Source organism: Variovorax sp. 278MFTsu5.1, from assembly GCF_048305045.1.
Lineage (GTDB): Bacteria > Pseudomonadota > Gammaproteobacteria > Burkholderiales > Burkholderiaceae_C > Variovorax > Variovorax guangxiensis.
Genome location: NZ_CP157622.1, coordinates 3467655 through 3480208, shown reverse-complemented (window position 1 = coordinate 3480208; position 12554 = coordinate 3467655). Strand labels below are relative to the sequence as shown.

Annotated in this window: 9 protein-coding genes; 5 read left to right on the top strand and 4 right to left on the bottom strand. The window is 68.4% G+C overall.

The genetic code is table 11. The features are described 5' to 3' along the window. Positions 1 to 3 precede the first annotated feature (3 nt). Together ABL844_RS16185 and glgB are read right to left on the bottom strand one after the other, a co-directional pair. Positions 4 to 2061 (bottom strand): alpha-1,4-glucan--maltose-1-phosphate maltosyltransferase, encoded by a 2058-nt coding sequence (locus ABL844_RS16185; RefSeq protein WP_418128167.1) that lies wholly within the window; start codon positions 2059 to 2061, stop codon positions 4 to 6. After that, the gene (gene glgB, locus ABL844_RS16180; RefSeq protein ID WP_418128166.1) at positions 2058 to 3953 is read right to left on the bottom strand and encodes a 1,4-alpha-glucan branching protein GlgB; all 1896 of its coding nucleotides are present in this window, start codon (positions 3951 to 3953) and stop codon (positions 2058 to 2060) included. The genes ABL844_RS16185 and glgB overlap by 4 nt, the downstream gene beginning before the upstream one ends. Positions 3954 to 4208: 255 nt before the next feature. On the opposite strand from glgB, the gene ABL844_RS16175 reads away from it, so the two are divergent. After that, a complete protein-coding gene (locus ABL844_RS16175; RefSeq protein ID WP_418131908.1) occupies positions 4209 to 5393 on the top strand; it encodes a glycoside hydrolase 100 family protein in 1185 nt (394 codons plus the stop codon). A gap of 12 nt (positions 5394 to 5405) precedes the next feature. On the opposite strand, the gene ABL844_RS16170 is transcribed toward ABL844_RS16175, so the two are convergent. Continuing rightward, the gene (locus tag ABL844_RS16170) at positions 5406 to 6398 is read right to left on the bottom strand and encodes a lysylphosphatidylglycerol synthase domain-containing protein (protein ID WP_418128165.1); all 993 of its coding nucleotides are present in this window, start codon (positions 6396 to 6398) and stop codon (positions 5406 to 5408) included. 13 nt (positions 6399 to 6411) lie between these two features. Further along, on the bottom strand, positions 6412 to 6651 hold the full coding sequence (locus tag ABL844_RS16165) for a hypothetical protein (RefSeq protein ID WP_418125820.1): 240 nt from the start codon (positions 6649 to 6651) through the stop codon (positions 6412 to 6414). A 251-nt stretch (positions 6652 to 6902) separates the two neighbouring features. On the opposite strand from ABL844_RS16165, the gene ABL844_RS16160 reads away from it, so the two are divergent. The 4 genes from ABL844_RS16160 (at position 6903) to ABL844_RS16145 (ending at position 12365) form a co-directional block, all read left to right on the top strand. Beyond that, positions 6903 to 9170 carry a hypothetical protein gene (locus ABL844_RS16160; RefSeq protein WP_418128164.1) on the top strand — a complete coding sequence of 756 codons (2268 nt, stop codon included), beginning with the start codon at positions 6903 to 6905 and terminating at the stop codon, positions 9168 to 9170. Positions 9171 to 9371: 201 nt separating this feature from the next. Continuing rightward, the gene (locus tag ABL844_RS16155; protein WP_126019763.1) at positions 9372 to 10220 is read left to right on the top strand and encodes a DUF6502 family protein; all 849 of its coding nucleotides are present in this window, start codon (positions 9372 to 9374) and stop codon (positions 10218 to 10220) included. After that, complete coding sequence (locus tag ABL844_RS16150) at positions 10217 to 11614, top strand: DUF5666 domain-containing protein (RefSeq protein WP_418128163.1); 1398 nt, start codon at positions 10217 to 10219, stop codon at positions 11612 to 11614. Before ABL844_RS16155 ends, ABL844_RS16150 begins: the two co-directional genes overlap by 4 nt. Before the next feature lie 271 nt (positions 11615 to 11885). Beyond that, a complete protein-coding gene (locus ABL844_RS16145) occupies positions 11886 to 12365 on the top strand; it encodes a hypothetical protein (protein ID WP_184637939.1) in 480 nt (159 codons plus the stop codon). The last annotated feature ends 189 nt before the right edge of the window (positions 12366 to 12554 follow it).

Below are 12554 nucleotides of genomic sequence, written 5' to 3'. Positions count from 1 at the left end.
ACCTCACAGGAAGTAGTCGAAGTCGCGCTCGTCGCCATGGCGCCTGCGGACCACGAAGATGTGGGCGGGCACGCTGCGCGGATCGAGCCGCACGTAGTGCCAGTCGCCCTGCCAGAGAAATCGCTGCCCGCTGAGCAGGTCGTGCATCTGGAAGGCGCGCGAGGGCGGGTTCACGCCCACGCTGGCTGGCTCCAGGCCCACCCAGCCTTCCTGCACGTTGTGCGGATCGAGGTTGACCACGGTCACCACCACGTTGGCGCCGTCGGCCGAGCTCTTGGCATAGGCCATCAGCTGCGGGTTGTCGATATGCAGGAAGCGCAGCGTGCGGTCCCACTGCAGCGCCGGGTTCTCGCGGCGGATGCGGTTCACCCGCGCGATGAAGGGCGCCAGGCTCGCGGGGTCGTCGTGATTCCAGTGGCGCAGCTGGTACTTCTCGGAATCCAGGTATTCCTCGCTGCCCGGGCTGCGCGGCAGGTGCTCGCGAAGCTCGTAGGCCGGCCCGTAGATGCCGTAGTTGGCCGCCAGCGTGGCGGCCAGCACCAGCCGCGACATGAACACGGCCGGCTCGCCGGTCTGCAGCTGCTCGTGCAGGATGTCGGGCGTGTTGGGCCACACGTTGGGCCGGAAGTAGTCGATGCCCGGCTCGGTCGAGAGCTCCGTGAAGTACTCCTGCAGCTCCTGCTTCGTGGTGCGCCAGGTGAAGTAGGTGTACGACTGCGAGAAGCCCAGCTTCGCGAGCCTGTGCATCACCTTCGGCCGCGTGAAGGCCTCGGCCAGGAAGATCGCATCGGGGTGCTCGCGCTTGACCTCGCCGATGGCCCATTCCCAGAACGGGAAAGCCTTGGTGTGCGGATTGTCCACGCGGAAGATGCGCACGCCCTGCCCCGTCCAGTGATCGATCACGCTCTTGAGCTCGGCCCACAGCGCGCGCCAGCCCTCGCACTCGAAGTTGAAGGGATAGATGTCCTGGTACTTCTTCGGCGGGTTCTCGGCGTATTGCACCGTGCCGTCGGGCCGCCAGCGGAACCAGTCGGGGTGCGCCTTGACGTAGGGGTGGTCGGGCGCGCACTGGAAGGCGATGTCGAGTGCGATCTCCAGCCCGTGCTCCGCCGCGCGCGCCAGCAGGTGCCGGAAGTCTTCCTCGGTGCCGAGCGCCGGCAGGATCGACTTGTGCCCGCCCTCCTCCGCGCCGATGGCCCATGGGCTGCCCACGTCGCCAGGACCGGCTTCCAGGGAGTTGTTGGGCCCCTTGCGCTGGATGCGGCCGATGGGATGGATCGGAGGGAAGTACAGCACGTCGAAGCCCATCTCGGCGATGGCCGGCAGGCGCGCTTCCACGTCCCTGAAAGTGCCATGCACGCCGGGCTCGGTGCCGGCCGAGCGCGGAAAGAGCTCGTACCAGGTGCTGAAGCGCGCCCGCTCCCGCTCCGCCACCAGCGGCAGTTCCGCCGCGTGGCGCACCGCGTGGCGGCGATCGGGGTGGCGCCGCGCCAGCACGGCGTATTCCTCGTCGAGCGCCAGCGCCTTCAAGGCGGCGATGTCCGCGCCGGGGTTGGCTGCCGTCGCGTCGAGCTCCGTGGCCCAGCGCTGCAGCGCGGTGCGATCCTCTCCATGGGCCCGGGCGGCGGCCGCGGCGATTTCCAGCGCGCCGACCTGCGCTGCAACGCGCACGTCGGCCAGGTCCACGCGTCGCGTCATCTCGTGGCGCCACGAATCGAAGGGATCGACCCAGGCCGCGGCGGTGTAGACATAGCGGCCCGCCGACGGCGGCGAGAAGCTGGCCTCCCACACGTCGTTGCCCAGCGGCTTCATCGGCACCTCGCGGAATTCGGCCTGCTCCTGCGCGCGCCAGCACAGCTGCACGCGCAGCACGTCGTGGCCGTCGGTGAAGCAATGGGCGCGCACCGTCACGCGCTCGCCGGCCACGCACTTGGTGGCGAAGCGGCCGTTGTCGATGGAGGGAAGCACCGCGTCGATGACCGCGCGGATGTCGCCGTGTGCCGCATCCGCCTCGGGGGCGCGGCCCGCCGCGGCATGCCTGGTCGAGAAAATGTTCTTCATGAGGGCCGGTGCTCCAGGATCAGCGTGGACAGCGGCGGCAAGGTGAGGCACACCGACTGCCTGCGTCCGTGGGAACCCACGGGCGCCGCCTCGACGCCCCCGAAATTGCCCCAGCCCGAGCCGCCGAACTCGGTGGCGTCGGTGTTGATCACCTCGCACCAGCGCCCGCCCAGTGGCACGCCGAGCATGTAGTTGGTGCGCGGCACCGGGGTCATGTTGCTCACCGCGAGCAGCGGCGGGCTGCCGTCGCCGGCCTTGCGCAGGAAGGCGAAGATGCTCAGGTCGGCCTCGTCGGCGGCCAGCCATTCGAAGCCGGCGGACGAGAAGTCGAGCCGGTGCAGCGCGGGCGAGGCGCGGTAGACGCGGTTGAGCTGCGACACGAGGCGCTGCAGGCCCGCGTGGCCCTCGAGCCCGCTCACCCACCATTCGAGCTCGCCGTCGTGCGTCCACTCGCGGCGCTGGCCGAATTCGCCGCCCATGAACAGCAGCTTCTTGCCCGGGTGCGCCCACATGAAGCCGTACAGCGCGCGCAGGTTGGCGAACTGCTGCCAGTTGTCGCCGGGCATCTTTCCCAGCAGCGAGCCCTTGCCGTGCACCACCTCGTCGTGCGAGAACGGCAGCACGAAGTTCTCGTGGAAGGCATACACCAGCGAGAAGGTCAGCTTGTGGTGGTGGTACTTGCGGTGCACCGGCTCTTCCTTCATGTAGGCGAGCGTGTCGTGCATCCAGCCCATGTTCCATTTCTCGCCGAAGCCCAGGCCGTCCATGTCGGTGGGGCGCGAAACGCGCGGCCAGGCGGTCGACTCCTCGGCCACGGTGAGCGTGTCGGGGTGCTCGCGGTAGACGGCGCGGTTCAATGTCTGCAGGAAATCGATGGCCTCCAGGTTCTCGCGCCCGCCGTGGCGGTTGGGCACCCAGCCGCCGTGGCCGCGCGCGTAGTCGAGGTAGAGCATCGACGCCACCGCATCCACCCGCAGGCCGTCGATGTGATACAGATCGAGCCAGAAAAGGCCGGACGACACGAGAAAGCTGCGTACCTCCGGCCGGCCGTAGTTGAAGATGCTCGAGTTCCACTCCGGGTGGAAGCCCTGGCGCGGATCGGCATGCTCGTACAGGTGCGTGCCGTCGAAATACGCGAGCCCGTGCTCGTCGGTGGGGAAATGCGAAGGCACCCAGTCGAGCAGCACGCCGATGCCCTGCTGGTGCAGGTGGTCCACGAGGTACATGAAGTCCTGTGGCGAGCCGAAGCGCGCGGTGGGCGCGAAATAGCCGGTGGTCTGGTAGCCCCAGGAGCCGTAGAACGGATGCTCGGTCACCGGCATCAGCTCGACGTGCGTGAAGCCCATCTCGAGCGCATAGGCCGCGAGCCGGTGCGCGATCTCGCGGTAGCCGAGAAAGTGGCCGTCTTCGCGGCGCCAGGAGCCCAGGTGCACCTCGTAGACCGACATCGGCGCATCGAGTGCGTTGCGCCGGGCGCGGTCGGCCATCCACCCGGCATCGCCCCACTGGTACGAAAGCTCGCAGATGCGCGAGGCCGTGGCGGGCGGCAGTTCGGCGGCGAAGGCGACCGGGTCGGCCTTGTCGACCATGTAGCCGCCGTGGCGCGAGCGGATGCGGTACTTGTAGGTCTGGCCGATCGCGGCATTCGGGACGTGCCCGCTCCAGATGCCCGTGCCGTCCGGGTCGGGCCGCAAAAGATCGGCGTCGCCGGACCAGTAGTTCCAGTCGCCGACCACCGACACGGTCTCCGCGTTCGGCGCCCAGACCGCGAACCTTGCGCCGCCGCCCTTCTCTTCGGGGTGGCAGCCCAGCAGGTCGTACAGCCGGGAATGGGTTCCCTCGCGGAAAAGGTAGGCGTCTTGCCCGCTCTGGCGTTGTTCGTTCGACGGCACCGGCGCTCCTTCGTTGAAGACCAGCGGAACGGCGCATCGAGGACCGACCTCGGTTGTTGTTGCCCGTTCACGCCTGACCCGGCTCAATTTGCGAGCGCCGGCAGGATCGTGGTTACGGCCTGCGCCGACTCGCCTTGTCGGAGAGCTGCCCGTATCGGCGGAAGCCGGAACCAAAGTCGGGCAGGCAGGACCAGGCCTACATCCGCGAAAGACGACGGTTGTTAAAAAGGAGTGCCCCAAGCCACCATGGAAGCCATGACCGACCTCGATGCCTCCGCGCTCGCGCTGATCGACAACTGCTCGCAAGCCTCGCTGGCACTTCTGGAACGCAATCTCACTTCTCACGGCATCCTGGCGGCCGCCCGCACCGAGGCCGCCGTTGCGCGGCGCTACACGCGCATCTTCGGGCGCGACGCCGCGATCTGCGTGATGGCGATGTGCGGCAGCGGCGTGCCCGCGCTGGAACAGGGCGCGGTGGCGAGCCTCGAGGCGCTCGCGGCGCAGCAGGCGGCCAACGGGCAGATCCCCAAGTACGTGGACCCGGAGGGCCGCGATGCCGATTTCTGGTACCTTGGCTGCATCGACGCCACGCTGTGGTGGCTGATTGCCGTGGACCACGTGCGCCGCCACGGGCAGGTCTGCCCTTCTCGTTGGACGGAGGAAGTTGCCCGCGCGCTCGGCTGGCTGCTGGCGCAGGAGCACCAGCACTTCCGACTGCTGCAGCAGAACGAGGCCAGCGACTGGGCGGACATCATGCCGCGCTCGGGCTATGTGCTCTACACCAACGCGCTGTGGTACGAGGTCAAGCGCCGCTTCGCGCTGGACCACGCGGAGGCGACGCACTACCACTTCAACCACCTGTTCAATCCGTTCCAGCGCGATCTGCCCGAATACCACCGGGCGCGGCTGCTGCAGCACTACGCGCGCCGCGGCCGGCGCGACCCGGGGCTGTACCTGAGCTTCGTCAACCTGGCAGTGGTCGGCGACGAGGGCGACGTGTTCGGCAACGTGCTCGCCATGCAGTGCGGCCTGGCCGATTCAGCCATGGCGCGCCGCATCGTCGACACCATCGACCGGGCGCATGCCGGCGAGCCCTGGCCGGTGCGCGTGGTGTTGCACCCGCTGCCGCGGCAGCACCCGCTGTGGAGGGCCTACATGGGCCGCCACCGGCAGAACATCGTGCACCAGTACCACAACGGCGGCATCTGGCCCTTCGTCGGCGGCTTCTGGGTAATGGCGCTCGCGAAGCTGGGAGAGCACGGCATGGCCTGGGCCGAACTCGCGAAGCTGGCGCGGGCCAATGCACTGGACGACTGGCGCTTCACCGAGTGGTTTCACGGCCGCACGCTGGCGCCCATGGGCATGGCCGGGCAGAGCTGGAACGCGGCGACCTTCCTGCTTGCGCGGCGGGCGTTGCTGAATGGCGAAGGGGCCTGGTGAACAGGCCCGGCCTCACACTGAAGCGACTGGCGTTTCCAGCGCGGATGCGGCCCCCTCTTGCCCATCGCTGACCGGAGCCCAGCGTTCGAGCAACAGGTAGAGCGCCAGCCCGCCGGCCAGCGGCACCAGGTAGTACAGCGCCCGGTAGGCCAGCACGGCTCCCATCAGCGCGCCCTGCTTCACCGTGCCCGAAAGCAAGGCGAGATACACCGCTTCCAGCACGCCCAGGCCGGCCGGTATGGGCGTGAGCACGCCGACGATGGACGCCGCGAGCAGCACGCTCAGCGTGGTGGCGTAAGGCACCTTCTGCCCCAGCAGCAGGTACATGGCAGCGCCCATCAGCGCCCAGTTGGCGGCAGACAGCGCCAGCTGCATCGACGCAATGCGCGCCCCCGGCAGACGGATGTGCCTGCCCCTGACCACCCATTCGCGCTTGCGCGAGACTGCGCATGCCACCACGTAGCCCAGCGCCAGCATGATCATCGCCAGGCCCAGCGCCTGCAGCGCGCCCTGCCCGATGTGCGCCTGCCGCGGCGGCTCGATGACGCCGGCCGCGAACAGGCCCCCTGCCAGCAGCCCATACCCCAGCCAGTTGGTCGCGAGGCTCAGGCCGACGATCTGCGCCACGGTGGCATCGTCGAGCCCGGCGCGGGCATAGAGGCGCGCACGCATCCCCACGCCTCCGACCAGCGAGCCGAGATTGAGGTTGAACGCATAGCTCGTGACCGCGATGGCCCACGTACGCCAGGCCGGCAACCGGTGCCGCAGATGGCGCCTGCCGATCAGGTCGAAACAGCCGTAGAGCGCATGGCTGGCAGTGGCGAGCCCGAGCACCGCGAGCAGCAGCCACGGCGAATACCGGTGCAGCGCGTGCCAGGCACCGGCCCAGTCGATCTTGTGGATGTGGGACAACAGCAGGCCCAGCACTGCGACGCCGACCAGCGGCAGCACCCATCGACGGCAACGCTGCCACCGTGTCGAGCCGGTGGCAGGCCGGGGGCTCATGGCGTCCGCCGGGTCAGCGAGAGTCGCGGTCGGTGCCGTGCTCATCGGCGGACCTGTCGGCCTTCTTGGCCTTCTCGGCCTTCTCGGGCGTCTTGTGTTCGGCTTCGCCCTTGTCGTGCAGCTTCCTGTTTGTCACTTCCTTCATCAGCTGCTCACCCTCGACGTCGCGGCCGTCGCTGGGAACGGACTCTTCGTTCGCGAGTTCGGGTTCCTCACGCGGGGATTGCCTGGCGGGGTTCGGCTTGTTCGACATGGATGGCTCCTCGGGCTCTGTGCATGCGCCGAGTTTTGGGCGCGAGCGGCCGGCGCGCCGCCATCCGCGAACGACGGCGGGTGCAGGACATTTGCCATAGGCCGGGCCTGCGCGAAATGGGGAGGCCGATGTCGGCATAGGCCGACATGGCTGCGCGCCGTCTGTCCTCAAGGTGCGTGTGGCGTGCGATCTAGGCTCGTCTCGAAGACGAAGAACACACCACCCGCTACCGCTGCAGGAACCCCAGCCCAGTGACGACAGACATCAGCACGCCCCCAGTCCCCGCCGGCGTACCCGGCAACAGTGCGCCCTCCGCGGCATCGACACCGCACCGATGGCTTTTCATCCGTGCCGGCGGTCTCGACCAGGTGGTGTTTCGCAGCGGCGCGGACATTGCGCACATCGCCGAGCTCGACCAGAAACTGTGGGTCGCGCTCGCCTGCCCCACGCGCGGCATCGACTTCGATGCGCGCACGCTCGATCTGATCGACAGCGACGGCGATGGCCGCGTGCGCCCGCCCGAAGTGATCGCGGCATGCCAGTGGGCCTGCGAGCGGCTGCGCAGCGCCGATGCGCTGCTCGCGGGTGGCGGAACGCTGTCGCTGGACGATCTCGACGACAACAGCGCGGCAGGCGCCGACCTTGCCAGGGAAGGCCGGCGCACCCTCGATCTGCTCGGCAAGAAGGACTCGAACACGCTCACGCTCGCCGACATTTCGGACCGCAGCGAATGGCTGGCGGCCATGCGTTTCAACGGCGACGGCGTGGTCACGCCCGACACCGCCTCCGACGACGCGCTGCGCTCGACCATCGAGGAAGCGATGCGCACCCACGGCAGCACGCCCGATCGCCACGAGAAGAAACCCGGCCTCGACCGGGCGCGCGCCCAAGCCTTCATGGCCGAAGCGAAAGCCATGCGCGACTGGTACGCGCACGGCGACAGCAGCGACGAGGTGCTGCTGCCGCTGGGCGATCGCACGCTTGCCGCCACCGAGGCCCTGCGCGCGGTCGCGGCCAAGATCGACGACTTCTTCGCTCGCTGCCGGGTCGCGGCCTATGACGTGCAGGCGGTGGCGGCGCTCAATCCTTCGCCGCAGGCCTATGACGCGCTCTCGGGCCACACGCTGGACGTGGGCGCGCAGCCCATCGCCGAGCTGCCGCTCGCGCCGGTCACGCCCAGCCGCTCGCTGCCGTTGCGCGGCACGAGCTTGAACCCGGCCTGGGCCGATGCGATGGCCGCGTTCGCGCGCTACACGGTGGCACCGCTGCTTGGCGAGCGCGATGCGCTGGAAGAAGAGCAATGGCAATCGCTTCGCAGCCGGCTTGCGCCGTGCGAGGCATGGATCGCGGCGCGGCCGGCCAATGCGCTGGCCGCACTGTCGCGCAAGCGCATCGACGCGCTGCTCCAGACGCAGGAGGCCTTGTTCTCGCTCATCGCCGAGGACGAGGCGGCGGAGCTTCACAACCGGCTGCTGGTCGACCTGGAGAAGCTGCTGCGCCTGCAGCGCGACCTGCTGGTGCTGCTGCACAACTTCGTGTCGTTCAAGGCCTTCTATCGGCGCGAAGGCGCCATCTTCCAGGCAGGCACGCTGTACCTCGACGGGCGCAGCTGCGAGCTCACCGTGCAGGTGCAGGACACCGCCCGGCACGCGACGCTGGCGGGACTGGCGAAGACCTGCCTCGCGTACTGCGACTGCACTCGCCAGGGGCAGAAGATGAGCATCGTCGCCGCCTTCACCGCGGGCGACGTCGACTTTCTCTTCGTGGGGCGCAACGGCGTGTTCTACGACCGCCAGGGCCGCGACTGGGACGCCACCATCACCAAGCTGATCGAGAACCCGACCAGCGTCGCGCAGGCCTTCTTCGCGCCGTACAAGAAGTTCGTCCGCATGATCGAGGAACAGGTGGCCAAGCGGGCTGCGGCGAGCGAAGCCGGGTCGCAGGGCGCGCTGCAGTCGCTGGCCGGCCGGGTGGCCACGGCGGATCAGGCGGCGGGCGCGGACGCCGCTTCGAAGGCTCCTGCCAAGCCCGGCGTGCCAACGGCGGGCAGCCGCATCGACGTGGGTACCGTGGCGGCGATCGGGGTGGCGCTGGGCAGCATCAGTGCGGTGCTGGTCGGCATCTTCGGCAAGTTCATCGACCTGGGGCAGTGGATTCCGGTGGCGCTGGCCGGCATCGTGATCGCGATCTCGGGGCCCAGCATGCTGATCGCCTGGCTGAAGCTGCGCCAGCGCAGCCTGGGGCCGATCCTCGACGCGAGCGGGTGGGCCATCAACGGCCGCATGAAGGTGAGCGTGCGGCTCGGGGGGATGCTGTCGCAGACGGCGCGCGTGCCGCCGGGGGCCAAGCGCATCGCGCCCGATCCGTACCGTGAACGGCATGGCCTGGCGGGCGCGCTGGCGGCCGCCTGCATCGTCGGCGCGGTGGCGCTGCTGGCCTGGCGCATGGACTGGCTCGACGACCGGCTGCCGCCACGGCTGCAGCACGATCAGGCGGCGGTGACGGCGCCCGGCGCCTGAGCGGCTGCGACGACGCTCCCGAGCCTCCTGGAGCGAGCCCGGCCGGGGTGTTGCTTCTTTACACCCAGCCAATCGGCCGGCAGTAGTCCAAAGCATTCACATTCATACTCTTGCGCAGGACAATTGAAAGCAGATCGCAACTGGCGATCTGTGCCGTCGAACCCTCTTTGAACCGCAGTTTCGGGAATATCGCTCGAATCCATGGAACATCGGCTGGACTGGACCCTTGCTGCCTGCGCCCGGATTCTCCGGCCGGTGGTCAGGCTCGCGCTCGCCATGGGGGTGAAGCACCCTCACCTCGAGGAACTGCTGCGCGACCTGCTGATCGAGGAAGCCCAGCGCAGCTGGCGCAACCAGGGGGTGGCCAACCCGAACCTGAGCCAGCTTTCGGTGACGACCGGGCTCAACCGCAAGGCGGTGACTGCCAAGGTCAGGGCAACCACTGATCCCCTGCCCCACACCGAGCTGTCGGCTGCAGCCAAGACTTTCACGTTGTGGTTGCAGATGCTTACTAAAGATGACACTTACCGGCGCCTGCCCATCACGGCGGGCCACGACGCGCCCTCCTTCGAGGCCGTCGCGCGCATGAGCAGCCGCGGCAACGTGCATCACCGCACCATCCTCGACGAACTGGTGCGCCTGAACATGGTGAGCGAGGACGAGGACAAGGGCGTGGTCGAGCTCACGACGGACGGTTTCGTGCCGGTGGAAGACCTGCAGTCGATGCTGGCCTTCCTGGGCGACAACGGGCGGGACCACCTGCTGGCGGCCGTCGCCAACACGCTGGGCGAGGAACCCCGGATGCTGGAACGCGCGGTGTACGCGCGCGGGCTCACGCTTGCGGAATGCGAGCAGATCCAGCGGCTCGTGCGCGAGCGCTGGACGGCGCTGCATCACGAGCTGGCGCAGGAAATGTCACGGGCGGTCGACGAGGCCCCCGGCGGTGCGAAGGGACGCATCCGCGTCGGCATCTACACCTACTACGAGGACGAGCGGACCGAGCGCACGCCAGCGCCGCCGCCGCCGGAAGAAAGAGGGCCCAAGCCATGAGCACGATGAAGACGCCTCGAAGGCTCCTGCTCGGACTCCTGTCCGCCGGTTTCCTGGCGCTGCTGCTTTCGTGCGGCGGGGGTGGAGGCAGCGGCGGCTCCATGGCTGGCTTCGGCGTCGGCACCGGTAGCGCGCCCGCGGCGACTGCAACCGGGGGCGACTCCACCGGAACCGGAACCGGAACGGGTTCGGGGACCGGGTCAGGAACCGGTGCCGCAGGGGATTCCGGCGGCGCGGGCGGCACGGGAAGCACAGGTGGCGACGCCGGCGCAGGCACGAGCACCGCCGGCAACAGCAACACCGACGGCTCCGGCGTGGGCTCGGGCGGCACCGGCGTGACGGCGGACGCCGCCGGCATCGGTGCTGCGGACGGCCTGGGCAGCATCATCCTCAACGGCCTGCGCTACGACACCGACAGCGCGACCTTCACCATCGAGGACGCGACCGGACTGCAGATCGGCATGAGCGCGCGGGTCGCGGGCAAGGTCGACGAGAACTTCACGAGCGGCATCGCCAACCAGGTGGTCTCCGCGGCCGAGTTGCGGGGCGCGGTCTCGAACATCGATGTTCCTGCCGGCACCTTCGTCGTGATGGGCATCGGCGTCAGCATCGACTCGGCCACGGTCTGGGGCGACGCGAACGGCCTGGCCGACGTCCAGGCGGGCAGCATCATCCAGGTGTGGGGCCTGCCGGGCGCGCCCGGCACGCTGCGGGCCACGCGCATCCAGGTCTCGCCCACGGTGGCCGACCCGCTTGCCACGGGCGCGGTGCAGAGCCTCGACAAGGCGCACAAGACCTTCATGCTCGGCCAGCTGACGGTCAACTACGGCACGGCCGTCTTCGCGGGGCTGGATGAATCGTCGCTCGCCAATGGCGTCGTCGTTCGCGCCCGGGGCACCACTGCGCCGGTCGGCGGCGTGCTCACGGCCACGAAAGTCCAGGGCTGGTACGCCATTCCGACGAGCGACGGCGTGGCGGTCCAGCTCGCGGGCGTCATCACCGACTTCGTCTCGCGCGGCTCGTTCGGGGTGCTGGGCACGCCCGTCGATGCGACCAACGCGCAGATCACAGGCGGCCCCGTGGGCTCGCTCGGCAACGGCGTGAAGGTCGAAGCCGACGGATTCATGTCGGGCGGCGTGCTGGTGGCGAAGAAGCTGCGCATCCGCAATGTGCCGGGCACGGGCGGACCGGCCTCCTTCACGCTGATCGGCGCCATCGGTGCGTATCGCTCCCCTGCGGACTTCAGGGTGCGCGGCCAGCCGGTGGATGCCGATGCGGCCGTTTTCGAGAACGGAACCAAGTTCGACCTGCGCAACGGCCGGAAGGTCACGGTCGTGGGCGACCGGGTGGTCGACGGCGTGCTGATTGCTCAGCATGTGACGTTCTCGCCCTGAAAACGAGAAATCCTTCACAAAACTAATTCTCGACAAGGTCGAGCGGCAGGAGTACAACGAAATGACTAAAGTGAAAAAATCACATTTAAAGTGTCGAAGTCCTGCCGCCCCCTTCACGACCCAAGATCGTGTTACCCCGGCATTCCACCCGCGGTAACGCTGTTACACGTCCAGAGGCGGCATCCGGGATCGGCGCTGCGATGCGGGCATCCGTCCGCAGGTCCTTCCCATTGCTCGATGTGCACCAACGACGGTGCAGACGGGAGCATGTATGCCGCTCAATCTCCTCCTCCGGCTTCTGCACGAGAAGTTTCCGGTCACGCTCACGGCTGAACCCGACATCAGGCACGCCTCGGTCCTGATGGCCACCGGGCTGGTCGAAGCCGAATTCCATCTCGATCACTTCGGATACCAGCAGTACGAGAGCGCCGTGGTGTTCGACATCACGGAGGAAGGGCATGCGGAAATCGCCAGCCTGAAAGCCGGCGCCGCAGCCATTGCGCTCGAGGACCAGAAATGGCCCGTGATGCCCCTGGACTACCTGCGCAAGATCGGGAATTCGGTCTTCCCGCTGCGCATCGACGATCCGACGGAGATCAATTCGGTGGCGGTGCTGAACGCTGCGGGCATGGTGGAAGCAACCCTGCCCCCGCCCTGCCGGACCAGGCAGAGCCCGCAGAAATTCAGGCAGGCGGTCGTGCTGCGGGTCACGCCGCTGGGCCGTACCGCGCTGGTCGAGCGCCGGGCCTGAAACCAGGAACCCGGTCGCGCCTTTCGCACTGAACAGGTACCCGCAAATAGCGCGCTTCCTGGCAGCCGGCCCGCTCGCCCTCCTCTGCCGCCACCTCGAAACGCCCCGGCCAGAGACGAATGCAACTGAATGCAACAAGAGTCACAAACTGGCGATAGACCTCGGACCCCATTGTTTTCGACTACCAAA